Below are 16,519 nucleotides of genomic sequence, written 5' to 3'. Positions count from 1 at the left end.
CCGTAACGGGCGGCATCTGTGGCTGGGACCGGCTCTCGGTATGGCCGTCCGGCGCGAGTGAGACGCTGAAGCCACGGCGAGCGGTCGCCCGCGAGGACTCTGACGCAATTCATCTTGACGCGCCGTCCATGCCGCCGCGGCAGATCGAACGGGCCGATCCAGCGCGCAACTGCTGCAAGATCTCGCCCCTGCTCAGCGCGTCTACCGGCTGGCAGTGGATCGGTGCGCTGACCATGAATTGGGTGGTAGGGGGCGGCGGCGTGGGCACGGTGTCCGCCGTTTCACCGACTTGGCAGGTCCGGCTCACCCGACGCCGGGACATCCGGTGTCCGCTGCCCAGCCCGCACGCTCGCCCGGTTCGGCTGCTGTGGCTGAGCACCCGCCAGCCGTCTGTATCCGGGCGGACGTTGTCCGGATGTGGTCGATGACTGGGTTGGCCAGCTGTTCTACCGCGCCGATGTCGATGCGACGGTTGCCGCTGTGGTCTGTTCGCAATCGACAGGCGGCACTCAAGTCGACTCATCGGCGCGGGAGCGAGCGGAGTGTACGCGGAGAGATGCCGAAAGGCGGCTACGAAGGCTGCAGGGACGCCATCGAAGTCGGGGGAGAGTCCGCCGCACTGGTCGAATCGATCAACGCCACCCGTGCCGAACGCGACGCAGCCAGGGCGGTCCTCAGCACGGCAGCAGTCAGCGACGCCATCGCAGAGGCTGAGATCTACGCCATGATCGACTCGCTGGGCGACGTCCGAAATGCCTTGAACACGGCAAGCCAGAGCGGCTTGCCGAAGCCTACTCGACGCTGGGCTTGAACGTCCTGCACGCGCCCGAGGACAAGATCGCGTCTGCAACCATGCAGCCCGCAGCGCGGGTGAACTAGCAACCGTGTCCGGAGGGGGACTTGAACCCCCACGCCCTTAACGGGCACTAGCACCTCAAGCTAGCGCGTCTGCCATTCCGCCACCCGGACTTTGCGGCGTCCAGGGTAGCGGATGCGGCAAGATCAATGCCACGGGGGGTCCCGTTGACGTTCACCACGGCGCGGCGCAGTCGGCCTCACCACGCGCAGCGGCGGGCAATGGTAGGAATCCCTATGTGTGCGCCCACCACGAAAGCCCGGCCGCTGCCGGCGGGATCGACGCCGCCGCAGCCGAGTCCGTCGTGCTGACCAGTGAACTCATCCAGATCGACTCGACCAACACCGGTGATCCGGCCACCGTCGTGGGGGAGCGGGAAGCGGCCGAGTACGTGGCCGCCAAGCTCCAGGAGGTCGGTTACGAAACCGAGATGGTCGAGTCCGGTGCCCCGAACCGGTGCAACGTGTTCGCCCGGCTGCCCGGGGCCGATCCCGGCCGCGACGCGTTGCTGATCCACGGTCACCTCGACGTGGTGCCCGCGGACCCCACCGAGTGGTCCGTGCACCCGTTCTCCGGTGCCATCCAGGACGGCTACGTCTGGGGCCGCGGCGCGGTCGACATGAAGGACATGCTGGGCATGACGCTGGCCATTGCCCGGTACTACAAGCGGGAAGGCATCGTGCCGCCGCGCGATATCATCTTCGCCTTCCTGGCCGACGAGGAGGCCGGCGGCACCTACGGCGCACAGTGGCACAGTGGCTGGTCGACAACCGCCCCGACCTGTTCGAGGGCGCCACGGAAGCCATTGGTGAGGTCGGCGGGTTCTCCATCACGCTCAACAACGACCAGCGCGCCTACCTGATCGAGACCGCGGAGAAGGGCATCCGGTGGATGACCCTGCGAGTGCGGGGGCGGGCCGGGCACGGGTCGATGATCAACCACGACAATGCCGTGACGAAGCTCGCCGAGGCGGTCGCCCGGCTCGGCAATCACCGCTTCCCGCTGGTGCTCACCGACTCCGTCCGCGAATTCCTCGCCGGCGTCTCGGAGATCACCGGCCTGGAGTTTCCCGAGGACGACCTCGACGCCGCAGTGGCCAAGCTCGGCAACGTCTCCCGTGTCATCGGTGCGACCCTGCGCGACATGGCCACGCCGACGATGCTCAAGGCCGGCTACAAGGCCAACGTCATCCCGTCGGTCGCCGAGGCCACGGTGGACTGCCGCATCCTCCCCGGCCGCATGGAGGCGTTCAACCGGGAACTGGACGAGATCCTGGGGCCGGACGTCGAGCGCGAGTGGCTGGAGCTGCCCCCGGTCGAGACGACCTTCGACGGCCCGCTGGTCGAGGCGATGAAGGCCGCGGTGCGGGCGGAGGACCCGGAGGCGCACACGCTGCCGTACATGCTCAGCGGGGGCACGGACGCCAAAGCACTCAGCAAGCTCGGCATCCGCTGCTTCGGGTTCGCCCCGCTCAAGCTGCCCGCCGACCTGGACTTCACCGCGCTGTTCCACGGGGTCGACGAGCGCGTCCCGGTCGACGCGCTGAAGTTCGGCACCCGCGTGCTCGACCGGTTCCTGCGGAGCTGCTGACGCGCTACGGTCGCGTCAGGTGATCAGCCCGGGCAGGCCCACGTTGGAAGGCTGCTGCTTGCGGCGCAGCCACACCCGGCGCGACCCGTCGGCGTACAGCCGCACGTTGGACAGCTCCCAACCGGAGAACTCCGCATGGATGGCCAGCTGCATGGCAGCCGTCGGTCGTGACACGCCAGGCGGAATGCGCAGCCGACGGTACTCCCACTTCCCGTCGACCACCGCCGTCTGGTTGTCCCCGTCGTCCACCGCCCCGGTAGTCACGGTCGAATCACCTGGTTCCCTTCGCCGGCGCCCGAAGCCACCAGCACGTCACCTGTGTGTGCATCGACCGTAACCGAATTCGGCTGCCGTACGGTAGGGAACCGATATCGTTCCTGCGGCTCGCCACCCGCGACGTCGAACCCGACGACCTCGTTCGTCTCGGTGACCGTCACCCAGGCGACGTTCCGCCGCGCGTCGTAGGCGATGCCGTAAGGCGACCCCGGCACGGGATAGCGCTGCCGCAGCAGCAGCGGCTCGAGGCTGAAAGCCAGCAGCGCCCCGCGCCGGGTGTCCACCACCAGCACCCGCCCGAACTCGTCGACAGTGCCGTTCGTGGCGCCTTGCCCCGCCCGCAACCCGAGCCGCACCTCGCCGGCTTCCACGTCCACCTGGAAGAGCGCGCTGCGCAGCCGGTCCAGCACCGCGGCATGCCCGTCGGCGACGAAAACCTGGTCCGCGCTCGCCAGGTCGTCGGTGATCATCTTCACGCGCTTGCCGCCACGCCGGACCTCGATGCCGTCCCTGCCGCGTGCGATCAGCGTCCATTCGCCGAGCCGAGCCGTGCGATGCGCCTGCTGAAGCGGCTCACCCGGCCGGACCGTGCCCGCAGGCTCGGTCGTGGTGGCGGGGGAGCGGGCCGGGGTGGCGGCGACCAGCTTGTCCGTGACCTGCAGGGGATCGTCCGGCATGCTGGTGCCGTCACCGCCGTCCGCGCACCCGGTCAGCGCCAGCACGGCTACCAGCAAGCTGGCCACCGCGCGCTCAGCCACGGCGTTGCTCCGGATATCCGAACTCGATGGCACTCACGTCGTCCAACGCCGCGGTGATCTCCGCAGGCAGCTCGAGCTCCTCCGCCGCCAGTGAAGCGGCCAGCTGGGCGGTGTCACGGGCGCCGACGATCGGTGCCGCGACAAGGTCCCGGTCGCGTACCCAGGCAAGGGCCACCGCCAGCGGTGACGTTCCCAACCCTTCCGCCGCGGTGGCTACCGCCTCCACGATGCGAGCTGCCCGGTCGTTGCGGTGATGATCGACATAGCCGGCATAGCCGGGATCCGCGCCGCGCGAGTTCGGCGGCGTCCCGCCGCGGTACTTGCCGGTCAGCACTCCGCGTCCGAGCGGCGCCCACGGCAACAAGCCCACGCCGAAATGCCGGGCAGCAGGCACAACCTCGCGCTCGATCCCGCGCTCCAGCAGCGAATACTCCGACTGCACCGACACGATCGGGTTCGGCCCGCCCTGCTGAGCGGCCGCCGCGGCGGCCAGCTGCCAGCCGGTGTAGTTGCTGACCCCGCAGTAGCGCACCTTGCCGGTGGCGACCGCGTGGTCCGCCGCCGCCAAGGTTTCCTCAAGCGGCACCTGGCCGTCCCAGACGTGGACCTGCCACAGGTCGACGTGGTCCACCCCGAGCCGCCGCAGCGACCCGTCCAACGCATTCAGCAGCGCACCGCGCGACGCCCCGGAACCGAACGGTCCGTCGTTGCGTTTCGCCGCCGCCTTGGTGGCGATGACGATGTGGTCACGCGGCACCACGTCGTCGAGCAACCCACCGAGGATGCGTTCGCTCTCGCCGTCGCAGTACACGTCGGCGGTGTCGACCAGGGTGCCGCCCGCCTCGACGAAGGCCGCCAGTTGGCTGGCCGCCTCGTCGGCGTCGGTGGCCTCCCCCCAGCTCATCGTGCCCAGGCCCAGGCGGGAGACCCGCAGACCCGAATTGCCCAGCCGCCGTTGCCGCATGCAGGCAGCCTATGTCAGCGATGATCGCTTCGCGCCACCCCCGTGCGGTGGCGAGTCGCACGAGCCATAGAGTCCGTGCCCGTGCGACTCGGACTGAACGTGGGGTACTGGTCGAGCACGGCCGCCAATCCGGCCCGCGCGCAAGCCTGGCTCGACGTGGCCGTCGAGGCCGAACGGTTGGGCTACTCCTGCGTGTGGGTCGCCGAGGCGTACGGCTCGGACGCTGCCACTGTGCTCGGCTACCTCGCCGCTCGCACCAGCACGATCGACCTGGGCGCTGCGGTGTTCCAGATCCCCGCACGCACGCCCGCCATGACCGCCATGACGGCCGCCACGCTGGACACCCTGACCGGCGGCCGGTTCCGTCTCGGCCTGGGGGTCTCCGGGCCGGTCGTCTCGGAAGGCTGGCATGGCGTCCGCTTCGACGCACCGCTGGAACGCACCCGCGAGTACGTCGAGATCGTGCGGCGCGCACTACGCCGGGAGAAGCTGCGCTATTCCGGCAGGCACTACACGCTGCCGCTGCCGGACGGCCCAGGCAAGCCACTGCACCTGCAGTTGCGGCCACCACGCGCCGAGCTGCCGGTGTATCTGGCCGCCATCGGCCCGCGCAACCTGGAACTGACCGGCGAGATCGCCGACGGCTGGCTGCCGGTCTTCTTCTCGCCCGAGCACGCCGGCGAGCAGGTGCGCCACCTGCGCGCCGGTGCCGACGCCGCCGGGCGGCCCCTCACCGGGCCGGGCGGCTTCGACATCGCTCCGTCGGTGCCGGTGGTGGGCCCGGACTGGCGCAAGTGCGCTGACGCCGTCCGCGGCTACGCCGCCCTCTACCTCGGCGGAATGGGCAGCCGGGAGAAGAACTTCTACAACGCGCACGCCCGCCGCATGGGCTTCGAGCGCGAGGCGGACGAGGTGCAGCGGCTCTACCTCGAGCGCAACTACCAGGCGGCGATGCAGGCGATCCCGGTGGAGTTCCTGGACGCCACGTCGCTGCTCGGTCCGGTCGACCGCATCGCCGACCGGCTGCAGGCGTACGCCGATGCCGGTGTCGGCACCCTCAATGTCCTGCCGTTTCCGGCAGGCGGTGGTTCAGGTTCGCTCGACGCGGTCGCGACGCTGCGCGCGGCCGCCGAGGCATGTGACAAGGCAGGAGTCTCGTAGTGGGGTGGTTGGAAGCGGCAATCTTGGGCATCGTGCAGGGACTGACCGAGTTCCTGCCGATCTCTTCGAGCGCACACCTGCGGATCACCGCGGCCCTGGCCGGCTGGGGTGACCCGGGTGCGGCGTTCACCGCCGTGACGCAGATCGGCACCGAGCTTGCCGTGGTGATCTACTTCGCGGGCAAGATCGGGCGGATCCTGCGTGCCTGGTTCTTCTCCCTGTACCGGCGTGACTACCGGCATCACCCGGACGCCCGGCTGGGCTGGTTGATCATCGTCGGCTCGATCCCCATCGTGGTGCTGGGCCTGCTGTTCCAGGAGCAGATCCACTCGGTGTTCCGCGACCTGCGGCTGACCGCGATGGTGCTGATCGTCTTCGCCGTCCTGTTGTGGCTGGCCGACCGTTACGGCAGGCAGGTCCGCGACCTCGACCACTTGACCGTCCCGCACGGCCTCGGCTTCGGGTTCGCCCAGGCCATGGCGCTCATCCCGGGGGTGTCCCGCTCCGGTGGCACGATCACCGCGGGTCGGCTGCTGGGCTACAAGCGGGCCGACGCCGCCGAGTACGCGTTCCTGCTGGCCGTCCCCGCGGTCCTGGGTTCGGGCATCTACGAGCTGCGCGAGATCGGCAACGGCGCCTCACCGGACTGGGGTCCGACGCTGCTGGCCACCGTCGTGGCGTTCGGCGTCGGCTACGCGGTGATCGCGTGGCTGATGGCCTACATCAAGCGGCACAGCTTCCTGCCGTTCGTGATCTACCGCATCGTACTCGGCGTGGTCCTGCTGGTGCTGGTGTTCACCGGGGTGCTGGATCCGCAGGCGGGTCCGGACATCTGATCCTTGCCGCCCGGGCCACGAGCCGGAATCTGCGGCTAACCTGAACCACGTGGGCACCGTGATCATGCTGCGGCACGCTCGCTCGACGGCCAACGGTGACGGCGTGCTGGCCGGGCGCCTGCCCGGTGTCGGGCTGGACGACCACGGCCGCGGGCAGGCCACCGACCTGATCGGGCGGCTGGCCCAGGTGCCGCTGGCCGCGGTGGTCCATTCGCCGCTGCAGCGGTGCGCGGAGACGGTGCTGCCGCTGACCAGGGAGCGCAACCTCGAACCGATCGTCGAGGAGCAGCTGTCCGAGGTCGACTACGGCGAGTGGTCCGGGCGCAAACTGTCCGACCTGGTGGAGGAGCCGCTGTGGCGGGTGGTGCAGCACAACCCGTCAGCGGCCGTCTTCCCGGGCGGGGAAGGGCTCGCCGACGTCCATGCGCGCGCCGTGGCCGCGGTGCGCAGGCTCGACGCGGCCATCACCCGCGAGCACGGCGAGCACGCGGTGTGGCTGTTGTGCTCGCACGGCGACGTGATCAAGGCCCTGCTCGCCGACGCGCTGGGCCAGCACCTGGACTCGTTCCAGCGCATCGTGATCGACCCGGCGTCCATCTCGGTGGTCCGCTACAGTCCGCTGCGCACGTTCGTGCTGCGGGTCAACGACTGTGGCGGCTCGCTGGAATCGATCGTCCCGAGGCCGGACGAGAAGAAGCCGGGGCAGGGGAGCGGTTCGCCCGCGGACGGATCCGACGCGGTCGTCGGCGGAACGACCGGAGCCTGACACGACGAACGGCCCGGCGGGCCGGAACGCCCTGCCGGGCCGTCGCACGCGCGAGGCGCTGGATCAGATCAGGCCGAGGTTGCGCACCGCGTCCCGCTCTTCGGCCAGTTCCTGCACGGAAGCGTCGATCCTGGCACGGGAGAACTCGTTCAGCTCCAGGCCCTGCACGATGGAGTACTCCCCGTTGGCGCAGGTGACCGGGAACGACGAGATCAGGCCCTCCGGCACGCCGTAGGAGCCGTCGGACGGCACGGCCATGGACACCCAGTCACCGTCCGGGGTGCCGTTGACCCAGTCGTGGATGTGGTCGATGGCCGCCGATGCCGCGGACGCGGCCGACGAGGCGCCGCGCACCTCGATGATCTCGGCGCCCCGCTTGGCCACCCGCGGGATGAACTCGTTCTCCAGCCACTGCTGGTCGTTGACCACCTCGGCGGCCGGCTTGCCGTTGACCTCCGCGTGGAACAGGTCCGGGTACTGGGTGGCCGAGTGGTTGCCCCAGATGGTCATCTTCGAGATGTCGGCCACCGACACGCCGAGCTTGGCCGCCAGCTGCGCTTTGGCGCGGTTGTGGTCCAGCCTGGTCATCGCGGTGAACCGCTCGGCGGGCACGTCCGGCGCGTTCTGCTGCGCAATGAGCGCGTTGGTGTTCGCCGGGTTGCCGACCACCAGCACCTTCACGTCGTCGGCGGCGCCCGCGTTGATCGCCTCGCCCTGTGGCTTGAAGATCCCGCCGTTGGCCTCCAGCAGGTCCCGGCGCTCCATGCCCTTGGTGCGCGGCCGGGCCCCCACCAGCAGCGCCACGTTGACGCCGTCGAACGCCTTGCGCGGGTCGTCGAAGATGTCCACCCCGGCCAGCAGCGGGAAGGCCGCGTCCTGCAGCTCCATCGCGGTGCCCTCGGCCGCCCGCATCGCCTGCGGGATCTCCAGCAGCCGCAACCGCACCGGCCTGTCCGCGCCGAGCAACTGGCCAGAAGCGATGCGGAACAGCAGGGCGTAGCCGATCTGGCCAGCCGCACCAGTGACGGTGACGTTGACAGGGGCGTTGGTCATGAGCACTCCTATGCGCGACGTCGAATCGTTGCGGATGCTATCCCACCCAGAGCGCCTGGGCACCGCCTCCGGGCGGCGGTGTAGCGTTCATCTCCGATATGGAACAGTCTCGACGCGAGGTGCGCGCAACATTCGTTGCCTCGCGCCTGCCGCTGCGCACGATCGCCGCCGGAACGGTCGGCAGCGTGCTGATGATGCTCGCCGCGCTCGGCGCGGGCGGGATCCTGATCTCCGACCCGGTCATCGGAGCGGGCCCGCTGTCGTGGATCCGCTACGGGCACGGCCGATGGCTGGCCACCTGGGTGCTGTACGCCGGGTTCGGGCTGACCGTGCTGGCGTGGATCCGGCTCGGCCGGTACGTGCTGCGGGGCAAGGCCGACGCGACCGCGGTGCTGGTCGCCGCGGCGTGCTGGATGGCCCCGCTGCTGATCTCGCCGCCGCTGTTCACCCGCGACGCGTTCGTCTATCTCGCCCAGGGCGCCCTGCTGTACGACCTCGACCCCTACACCAACGCGCCGAACATGGTCGAGGGCCTGCCGACCGTAGTGCAGAACGTCTACACGGCGTGGCAGAGCACCCCGTCGCCCTACGGTCCGCTCTTCCTGGCCATCGCCAAGGGCGTGGTCACGCTGACCGGCGACGACCCTATCCTCGGCGTCATCGTGCTGCGGCTGGCCCTGCTGCCCGGCCTGCTCGCCCTGGTCTGGGTGCTGACCAAGCTCGCCCCGCACCTCGGCGGACGGGCGGCGATCGCGCTGTGGCTGGCCGTGGCCAGCCCGATGATGGTGGTGCATCTGTGGGGTGGCCCGCACAACGAGCTGATCATGCTGGCCTTCCTGGCCGGTGGCGTACTGGCCGCGCTGCAGCGCAAGCACCTGCTCGCGGTGTTCCTCGGCACCCTCGCCATGCTGATCAAGCCGACCGGCGCGCTGGTCCTGCCGTTCATCGTGTGGATCTGGGCCAACCATCTGCCCGCCGAGCGCGGGCGGGTGCGCAACTTCGTCACCGCTTTCGTGCCCGCCGTCGGCCTGTTCGCCGTGGTCTACGCCGCAGGCACCTGGTTGTCGCTCGGCTCGATCAATTTCGGCTGGCTGGGCGCCCTGGACGGCCCGCAACTGATCAAGAACTGGCTGAACTTCCCGACCGGGATCGGCCAGCTGCTGCACTTCGTGGCCGACTTGTTCGTCGACGTCCCGCAATCGCCGTTCGTCACCGGGGCGCGCGGGGTGGCCTGGCTGGTGCTGGCCTGCTTCGCGACCTGGCAGTGGTGGCAAGCACGCAACGGCGGGGTCACGGCCGTCAAGCACCTGGCGATCACGCTGCTGGCGGTCGCCATGCTGGCACCGCCGACGCTGCCGTGGTACTTCTCCTGGGCCCTGGTGGTGGCGGCCGGCTTCACCTGGACGCCACGGGCCATGGCCGTGGTGGTCGGCGGCTCGGTCTTCCTCGTGCTGGCCTTCTACCCGACCGGGGAGCAGGCGCTCTACAACTGGTGGTACATGGCCATGGTGTTCGTGGCCATGTACCTGGCGGCGCGGGCCATGGTGCAGCCGGAACCGCTGGCGCTGCGGGAGCTGCTGGCGCGGGGGTGGCAGGAGATCCGCCCGCGCCGAGCAGCCCCCAGCGCCACCGCCGAGGCCGGCGAGCAGCCGCGACGCAGCCGAACGCCCGACCGCTAGCGCTCCAGCCGCAGCGTCGGCACACCGGCCGGCTCGAATCCGAACACCTGCCCGTAGAAGGACAGCTCGGACTCCAGCGCGGTGACGATCGACTCGGCGCGCCGGAACCCGTGCTGTTCGCCTTCGAACGCCACGTAGGCGTGCGGGATGCCGCGGCCCCGGATGGCGTCCACGAACGCTTGGGCCTGCTCCGGCGGGCACACTTCGTCCTCCAGGCCCTGCAACAGCAGCACCGGGCAGGCCAGCGAGTCGGTGTGGGTGATGGGGGAGCGGTCCACGTACTTCTGGCGGTCCTCCGGCAGCGTGCCGACGAGGCCGAACAGGTACTGGGATTCGAAGTCGTGGGTACCGCCCTCGACGAAGCCGAGCATGTCGATGACCGGGAACATGATCGTCGCGGCCGCATACGTCGTGCACGTCACCGCCGACAGCGCCGACGTGTAGCCACCGGCGCTGCCGCCCCGGATGCCGAGCCGCTTGCCGTCGGCCGTGCCCTCGGCCGCCAGTGCCTTGGCGACGGCTTCGCAGTCGGCGACGTCGACCACGCCCCAGTTGCCGCGGAGCCGGTTCCGGAAGGCCCGTCCGTAGCCGGTGGAGCCGCCGTAGTTGACCGCGACCACGCCGATGCCGCGGCTGGTGAGGTAGGCGATCTGCAGGTCGGCCGTGGGGCTGACCGCGCTGGTCGGCCCGCCGTGCACGTGAACCACGTACGGCGGCAGCTCGCCCTCCGGGGCGGCGAAGTCGGGATTCGTCGGCGGGTAGACGAACGCCGGGACGTCCCCGTCCGGTCCACTGAAGAAACGCTCCTGCGGTTCTGGCAGGTACTCGGCCGGGGGCAGCTCGGTGGTGGGATGGCTGAGCGTGGCCACGGCCGACCCGGCATCCAGGTCGACGGTCACCACCCGCCCGAGCTGCTTCGGGCCTGCGGCGACGCCGGCGATCCGGCCACCGCGCGCAGCCAGCGACGGTGCCCACGACGGGAGGTCGACGTCGACGTCGGTGAGGGTGCCCGCTGCGGGGTCGAGCACCGCGGGCCGCCCCTTGCGCAGCAGCACGTACTTGCCGGCGTGCTCGCCGCCCAGCGGTGCGAACCAACGGAGGCCGAGCGTCCACAGCGGCCCGCCGTGTTCCTCCTCCGCCGCGAACAGGCACTTGGTCGTCATCCCGTCGGCGGAGAGGGTGAGGCGGTGCAGGTTCCACCAGCCGTCGGGGTCCATGAGCGCCAGCAAGGAACCGTCGGCATCCCAGGCGACCTGACAGACCGAGACGTCCCGGCCACCGGCCACCACGCGGTGTGGTCCGAACGTGCCGTCCGCCTGCATCTCCGCCACAACCAGCTCCGTGGAGTCCCATGGCATGTTCGGGTGGTCCCAGCCGATCCACGCGGCCAGCCGACCGTCTGGCGACAGGTGCGGCGCGGTCATGAAATGGTGACTGGCGCCCAGCCTGCGCACCTCGCCGGTCAGCGTCACGGCCACCAGGTCGCGTACCACGTCCGTGGGATGCGGTCCGGTCACGGTCTCCCGCACCATCCATGCCTCGCCGGGCAGCCCGGGCTGCAGGTCGCTGTAGCGGTACCCGTGCGGGCGATCCGGCTCGGGTGTCAGCGGCCGCGGCTCCGCCTGCTCGTCCACGGAGACGGCGTAGACCCGCTGATCGTCCCAGTTGGTGAACACCAGCGTGCCGTCGACGGCTGTCCACGGCTGGCCGCCGTACTCGTGCACCCGATTGCGGGCGTTCCACGGAGCAGGCAGCAGCTCTTGCGGCCCGTCGGGTGTCTGCCGCACGACGGTGTAGCGGCCGCCCTCGGTGCTGCGCGGCTCGACCCACCACACCTCGTCACCGACGAATCCGGTCCACTGCAGCGGCCTGCCGACTTCCGCGGCCTGCTGTGCGGTGATAGGGGATGTCCAGCTTCCGTACGGGGCAATCGTCGTCACGGCAGCCACCTTGCCACGACCGCGCCTGCGCCGCTGCGCATTGCGCCCCGTGCCGACCAGCGCGTACGCCACGGGCGAACGCGCTGGTCGATCATGCCGGGCAGATTTGGGTAGCCTAGTCTCGAGCTGCCATGTCCAGGGTCATTCACGTATTCCGCCATCCTGACCGGTTCGTCTCCGGAACGGTCGGGCAGCCAGGTGACCGCACGTTCTACCTGCAGGCCAGCTCCGACAGCAGGCTGGTGAGCGTGCTGCTGGAGAAGCAGCAGCTGTCCGTGCTCGCCGAACGGCTGAGCACGCTGCTGGACGAGGTCGCCGCACGATTCGACGCCGACATCCCGGCGGAGGCGCCGGCCGACATGATCGACAACGACCCGCTCGAAGTGCCGGTGGAGGCCGAGTTCCGGGTCGGCACCATGGGGCTGGGCTGGGACGCCGAAACCGACTCGGTGGTGATCGAACTGCTGGCCGTCACCGACGAGGAAATCGACGAGACGGTGGTCCTCGACGACACCGAGGAAGGGCCGGACGCGGTCCGGGTGTTCCTGTCACCGGCCTACGCCAGGGCGTTCGCCGAGCGTGCCGGGCGGGTGATCGCCGCGGGACGCAAGCCGTGCCCGCTGTGCGCCGAGCCGCTGGACCCGGACGGCCACATCTGCCCGCGCCAGAACGGGTACCGGCGGGAACCCGGCCTGTTTGGCGGCGAGTGACCGTGACGCGGCAGCCGGAGCCGGACGACCTCACCCTGATCACCCACGGCACCCTCGAGCTGTCCGGCCGCCTGGTCGACGCCTCCAACGCCACCTTGTTCTGCACCGTCGAGCTGGACGGCCGCACCGCGCACGCGGTGTACAAGCCGATCGCCGGGGAGCGCCCGCTGTGGGACTTCCCGGACGGCACACTGGCCGGCCGCGAAGTGGCCACGTACACGATCGCCCGGCATAGCGGCCTCGGGCTGATTCCACCGACCGTGCTGCGGGACGGGCCGTTCGGGCCGGGGATGGTCCAGCTGTGGATCGACACCGCCGGCGAGGAGCTGGTCGACGTGCACCGGCCCGACGAGGTGCCGGACGGCTGGCGCCAGGTGCTCGTCGCCCGCGACCGATCCGGCGAACCGGTGGTGCTGGCGCACGCCGATCGCCCGGACGTGGCCGAACTCGCGGTGCTGGACGTCGTGGTGAACAACACCGACCGCAAAGGCGGCCATGTACTGCACGGGCCGGGCGACCGCGCCTACGGCGTCGACCACGGCATCTGCCTGCACGCCGAACCGAAGCTGCGCACGGTGTTGTGGGGCTGGGCGGGGGAGCCGTTGCCGGAAACCGCGCGCGAGAAGCTGGCCAAGCTGCGCGCCGCCATCGACGGTGAGCTCGGCGAGCACCTGGCCGAACACATCACGTCCGCGGAGATCCGGGCACTGGCCGATCGCACGGACAAGCTGCTGGCTGCCGGAGTGTTCCCCACACCGGCCGAGCAGGTACGGGCCATACCCTGGCCGCTGTTCTGACGCCGCGCCCCGACGCAAGCGCGTGACGGCGGGGCGTGAACGCCGCCACCACGGCGGAACCGGCGACGCGCGGGCGAGAACGGCGCTGCGGCGCCGCCCCGGCCGTTACCCTCTGCCGCGTGCGAGCTCATTCCTACGGCGACATCTTCTCCGGCAGGCGCCGGCGCCAGGTTCCCGAGGTTCCGGCCGATCCCGGTCTGGTGGTCGAGGATCCGGCGAGCGGGTTCTGCGGCGCTGTCGTCGGCGTGGAGCAGGACAGCGTGGTACTGGAGGACCGGCACGGCAACCACCGGGTGTTCCCCCTGGCCCCCGCCGCGTTCCTGCTCGAAGGCAAGCCGGTCACCCTGGTCAAACCGCGCTCGGGCAAGCAGCCGTCCAAGCGCCTGTCGGCATCGGGGTCGGTGCGCGTGGAGGGGCTGCGGGCCCGGACCGCCCGCGCGTCCAGGATCTGGGTGGAAGGCAAGCACGACGCCGAGCTGATCGAGCGCATCTGGGGCCACGACCTGCGCGTCGAAGGGGTCGTGGTCGAGCCGCTGGACGGCATCGACCTGCTGCCCGCCGCCGTCGCCGACTTCGGTCCCGCCCCGCACCGGCGGCTGGGTGTGCTGGTCGACCACCTGGTGCCCGGCAGCAAGGAGTCCCGCATCGTGCAGGCGATCGACGACGACGACGTGCTGGTGACCGGACACCCGTACGTCGACATCTGGCAGGCGATCAAACCCGCGTCGCTGGGTATCGGGGAGTGGCCGGCGGTGCCGCCGGGCCGGCCGTGGAAGGAAGGCGTGTGCGCTGCGCTGGGCTGGGGTGAACCCTACGAGGGCTGGCAGCACATCCTGTCGAAAGTCCGCAGCTATCGCGACGTGGAGACGCCGCTCATCGGCGCGGTGGAACGGCTGATCGATTTCGTCACCACGGGGACGTCCGGCTGACGGTGCATTCCGCACCAGGCTTGTCCTTCGTTCGGGTGATACCAGGGCGCCGAACCGGCCCCGGAACATCACGGCAAGATCACGCCAGCGCCTATCGTCACTGACACCTGGGCGATATCTGACACGATAGGCCGCATGGCAGCGTGGATCTGGCTCGGCGCGGGCATCGCCCTGATGGCCGCGGAGATGCTGTCGGGCGATTTCTGGCTGGTGCTGGTCGGTGTGGGCGCGCTCGCCGGTGCCGGCGCATCGGCGCTCACCGACAATCAGTGGATCGCGGTGGCGGTGTTCAGCATCGCCTCGCTGGGCCTGCTGATCTTCGCCCGGCCTGCGCTCAAGCGCCGCTTCCTGCACGGCATCGGCATGAAGACCAACACGGAGGCTTTGATCGGCGCCAAGGCCGTGGCGCTGTCCGAGATCGACAGCAACAGTGGCCTGGTGAAGCTGGCCGGCGGGGAATGGACGGCGCGCAACAACGTGCCCGGGCACGTCATCAAACCGGGCACCACGGTCACCGTCGTGGAGATCTCCGGCGCCACCGCCATCGTGTCCGCCGACCCGCTGATGGATTGACCACGCCGTGACCGCCGACCTCACGGAAGAGGAGAGTGACTTTTGTCCACTGGTGCATTGGTCGTCATAGCGATCATCATCCTGTTCGTCGTCGTCACCGTGGTGAAGGCGATCATGGTCGTGCCGCAGGCACAGGCCGCGGTGATCGAACGGCTGGGCAAGTTCAAGACCGTGGCGGCACCCGGCCTGAACTTCCTGGTCCCGTTCCTGGACAAGGTGCGCGCCCGCATCGACCTGCGTGAGCAGGTCGTGTCGTTCCCGCCGCAGCCGGTGATCACCGAGGACAACCTGACGGTGTCGATCGACACGGTCGTCTACTTCCAGGTCACCGACCCGCGCGCGGCGGTCTACGAGATCTCCAACTACATCGTCGGTGTCGAGCAGCTGACCATCACCACGCTGCGCAACCTGGTCGGTGGCATGAGCCTGGAGGAGACGCTGACCTCGCGTGACGCGATCAACCAGGCGCTGCGCGGCGTGCTGGACGAGGCCACCGGCCGGTGGGGCATCCGGGTGGCCAGGGTCGAGCTGAAGTCGATCGACCCGCCGCCGTCGATCCAGGACTCGATGGAAAAGCAGATGCGCGCCGACCGTGAGAAGCGCGCGATGATCCTCAACGCCGAGGGTGACCGGGAGTCGTCCATCAAGAAGGCCGAGGGGCAGAAGCAGTCGCAGATCCTGGCCGCGGAAGGTGCCAAGCAGGCGGCGATCCTGCACGCCGAGGCGGAGCGGCAGTCACGCATCCTGCGGGCCCAGGGTGAAAGGGCCGCCCGCTACCTGCAGGCACAGGGTCAGGCCAAGGCCATCGAGAAGGTGTTCGCGGCCATCAAGGCGGCCAAGCCGACCCCGGAAGTGCTGGCCTACCAGTACCTGCAGACGCTGCCGCAGATGGCGCAGGGTGACGCCAACAAGGTGTGGCTGGTGCCCAGCGACTACGGCAAGGCGCTGGAAGGCTTCGCCAAGATGCTCGGCGCGCCGGGCGACGACGGTGTGTTCCGCTACGAGCCACCGCAGGAGAGCGCTCCGCCGCCTGAGCTGGACGACGAGGACGTCAAGGACTGGTTCGACACCTCCACCGACCCGGAGGTCGCCGCTGCGGTGCGGGAGGCCGAGGAGGTCGCTCGCCGTCAGGTCGCCGGCCCGCTTGGCCAGGGCGGCTCGACCACGCCACCGTCGGCGTCCAGCGCGCTGAAGGGTGACCCGTCGAAGCTGCCGCAGTCGGCGCAGCAGGTCACCGAGTCGTCCGGCTCGTCGAGCTCGCCGGCACCCGCCGCCCCACCGGCACCTGCCACTCCGGCGGCACCGGCCACCCCGCCGACTCCGCCGCCACCTGCGCCTCCGGCGGCACCGCCGAGCACTCCGCCGACCGCGCCGCCGCCTGGGCCGGGGCAGACTCCGCCTCCGCCTGCCCCGCCGGCTGGTCCTCCGATGGGCGGTCCGCCTCCGCAAGTGTGAACCGGGATTCCGAATCCTGAGGAAGACGCCGCGGCTGCGTGCAGCCGCGGCGTCTTCTTGTCACAGGGCAGCTCGTGTGGGCGTGCGGCGCGGTCGGCCCACCGGCTGTCGTCACCCGCCGACGCGGGGGTCGTGTCATGTGCCAGTTCGGATTCGTGGGCACATGCGGTGCTGTG

The 16,519-nt window shown here is 70.2% G+C and carries 15 protein-coding genes, 1 tRNA gene and 1 pseudogene; 11 read left to right on the top strand and 6 right to left on the bottom strand.

Features of this window, described 5'->3' with window-relative positions:
* Nucleotides 1-556: 556 nt before the first annotated feature.
* Nucleotides 557-811 (top strand): hypothetical protein, encoded by a 255-nt coding sequence (locus YWY_RS0100215; RefSeq protein ID WP_028845975.1) that lies wholly within the window; start codon nt 557-559, stop codon nt 809-811.
* 74 nt (nt 812-885) lie between these two features.
* On the opposite strand, the gene YWY_RS0100210 is transcribed toward YWY_RS0100215, so the two are convergent.
* Nucleotides 886-969, bottom strand: a tRNA-Leu gene (locus tag YWY_RS0100210).
* Nucleotides 970-1,133: 164 nt separating this feature from the next.
* On the opposite strand from YWY_RS0100210, the pseudogene YWY_RS19380 reads away from it, so the two are divergent.
* Nucleotides 1,134-2,446 (top strand): annotated as a pseudogene (locus YWY_RS19380) (M20/M25/M40 family metallo-hydrolase).
* Nucleotides 2,447-2,461: 15 nt separating this feature from the next.
* Here the strand turns inward: YWY_RS19380 and YWY_RS0100200 are convergent.
* Genes YWY_RS0100200 through YWY_RS0100190 form a run of 3 tightly spaced genes read right to left on the bottom strand, consistent with a single transcriptional unit; the run spans nt 2,462 to nt 4,444 of the window.
* Complete coding sequence (locus YWY_RS0100200) at nt 2,462-2,710, bottom strand: DUF5703 family protein (RefSeq protein WP_245566502.1); 249 nt, start codon at nt 2,708-2,710, stop codon at nt 2,462-2,464.
* Complete coding sequence (locus tag YWY_RS0100195) at nt 2,707-3,480, bottom strand: YncE family protein (RefSeq protein ID WP_051309375.1); 774 nt, start codon at nt 3,478-3,480, stop codon at nt 2,707-2,709. Before YWY_RS0100195 ends, YWY_RS0100200 begins: the two co-directional genes overlap by 4 nt.
* The gene (locus YWY_RS0100190; RefSeq protein WP_028845972.1) at nt 3,473-4,444 is read right to left on the bottom strand and encodes an aldo/keto reductase; all 972 of its coding nucleotides are present in this window, start codon (nt 4,442-4,444) and stop codon (nt 3,473-3,475) included. The genes YWY_RS0100195 and YWY_RS0100190 overlap by 8 nt, the downstream gene beginning before the upstream one ends.
* An 81-nt stretch (nt 4,445-4,525) precedes the next feature.
* Between YWY_RS0100190 and YWY_RS0100185 the strand changes: the two genes are divergently transcribed.
* The 3 genes from YWY_RS0100185 to YWY_RS0100175 are packed head-to-tail and all read left to right on the top strand — an operon-like array spanning nt 4,526 to nt 7,207.
* Complete coding sequence (locus tag YWY_RS0100185; RefSeq protein WP_028845971.1) at nt 4,526-5,605, top strand: LLM class F420-dependent oxidoreductase; 1,080 nt, start codon at nt 4,526-4,528, stop codon at nt 5,603-5,605.
* Nucleotides 5,605-6,441, top strand: a complete 837-nt coding sequence (locus YWY_RS0100180) for an undecaprenyl-diphosphate phosphatase (protein ID WP_028845970.1) — start codon at nt 5,605-5,607, stop codon at nt 6,439-6,441. The genes YWY_RS0100185 and YWY_RS0100180 overlap by 1 nt, the downstream gene beginning before the upstream one ends.
* A gap of 49 nt (nt 6,442-6,490) precedes the next feature.
* Nucleotides 6,491-7,207 carry a histidine phosphatase family protein gene (locus YWY_RS0100175; protein WP_028845969.1) on the top strand — a complete coding sequence of 239 codons (717 nt, stop codon included), beginning with the start codon at nt 6,491-6,493 and terminating at the stop codon, nt 7,205-7,207.
* A 63-nt stretch (nt 7,208-7,270) separates the two neighbouring features.
* Here YWY_RS0100175 and YWY_RS0100170 read toward each other — a convergent pair whose 3' ends face one another.
* Nucleotides 7,271-8,260 carry a malate dehydrogenase gene (locus YWY_RS0100170; RefSeq protein ID WP_028845968.1) on the bottom strand — a complete coding sequence of 330 codons (990 nt, stop codon included), beginning with the start codon at nt 8,258-8,260 and terminating at the stop codon, nt 7,271-7,273.
* Between the two features lie 119 nt (nt 8,261-8,379).
* Here YWY_RS0100170 and mptB point away from each other — a divergent pair, with 119 nt between their 5' ends.
* On the top strand, nt 8,380-9,939 hold the full coding sequence (gene mptB / locus YWY_RS19375) for a polyprenol phosphomannose-dependent alpha 1,6 mannosyltransferase MptB (RefSeq protein ID WP_245566501.1): 1,560 nt from the start codon (nt 8,380-8,382) through the stop codon (nt 9,937-9,939).
* Here the strand turns inward: mptB and YWY_RS0100160 are convergent.
* Complete coding sequence (locus tag YWY_RS0100160; RefSeq protein ID WP_028845967.1) at nt 9,936-11,879, bottom strand: prolyl oligopeptidase family serine peptidase; 1,944 nt, start codon at nt 11,877-11,879, stop codon at nt 9,936-9,938. The two genes, mptB and YWY_RS0100160, sit on opposite strands and share 4 nt — an antisense overlap.
* A gap of 131 nt (nt 11,880-12,010) precedes the next feature.
* Here YWY_RS0100160 and YWY_RS0100155 point away from each other — a divergent pair, with 131 nt between their 5' ends.
* From YWY_RS0100155 to YWY_RS0100135, 5 genes are all read left to right on the top strand, one after another.
* Nucleotides 12,011-12,589, top strand: coding sequence for a DUF3090 domain-containing protein (locus tag YWY_RS0100155; protein ID WP_028845966.1), 579 nt, complete (start codon nt 12,011-12,013; stop codon nt 12,587-12,589).
* A 2-nt stretch (nt 12,590-12,591) separates the two neighbouring features.
* A complete protein-coding gene (locus YWY_RS0100150; protein WP_028845965.1) occupies nt 12,592-13,386 on the top strand; it encodes an SCO1664 family protein in 795 nt (264 codons plus the stop codon).
* A 119-nt stretch (nt 13,387-13,505) separates the two neighbouring features.
* The gene (locus YWY_RS0100145; protein ID WP_028845964.1) at nt 13,506-14,315 is read left to right on the top strand and encodes a DUF3097 domain-containing protein; all 810 of its coding nucleotides are present in this window, start codon (nt 13,506-13,508) and stop codon (nt 14,313-14,315) included.
* A 135-nt stretch (nt 14,316-14,450) separates the two neighbouring features.
* Nucleotides 14,451-14,888, top strand: a complete 438-nt coding sequence (locus YWY_RS0100140) for an NfeD family protein (protein ID WP_038044206.1) — start codon at nt 14,451-14,453, stop codon at nt 14,886-14,888.
* A 42-nt stretch (nt 14,889-14,930) separates the two neighbouring features.
* On the top strand, nt 14,931-16,343 hold the full coding sequence (locus tag YWY_RS0100135; protein ID WP_028845962.1) for an SPFH domain-containing protein: 1,413 nt from the start codon (nt 14,931-14,933) through the stop codon (nt 16,341-16,343).
* Nucleotides 16,344-16,519: the final 176 nt, after the last annotated feature.

It is taken from the genome of Thermocrispum agreste DSM 44070 (assembly GCF_000427905.1).
Classification (GTDB): domain Bacteria; phylum Actinomycetota; class Actinomycetes; order Mycobacteriales; family Pseudonocardiaceae; genus Thermocrispum; species Thermocrispum agreste.
Note: the sequence above shows the minus strand (reverse complement) of the source record. Positions and strands in the feature narration are given on the sequence as shown.

Coding starts and splice junctions, on each gene's coding strand:
- YWY_RS0100215 (WP_028845975.1), top strand. CDS start 557: ATGCCGAAAGGCGGCTACGAAGGCTGCAGGGACGCCATCGAAGTCGGG.
- YWY_RS0100190 (WP_028845972.1), bottom strand. CDS start 4,444: ATGCGGCAACGGCGGCTGGGCAATTCGGGTCTGCGGGTCTCCCGCCTG.
- YWY_RS0100170 (WP_028845968.1), bottom strand. CDS start 8,260: ATGACCAACGCCCCTGTCAACGTCACCGTCACTGGTGCGGCTGGCCAG.
- YWY_RS0100155 (WP_028845966.1), top strand. CDS start 12,011: ATGTCCAGGGTCATTCACGTATTCCGCCATCCTGACCGGTTCGTCTCC.
- YWY_RS0100140 (WP_038044206.1), top strand. CDS start 14,451: ATGGCAGCGTGGATCTGGCTCGGCGCGGGCATCGCCCTGATGGCCGCG.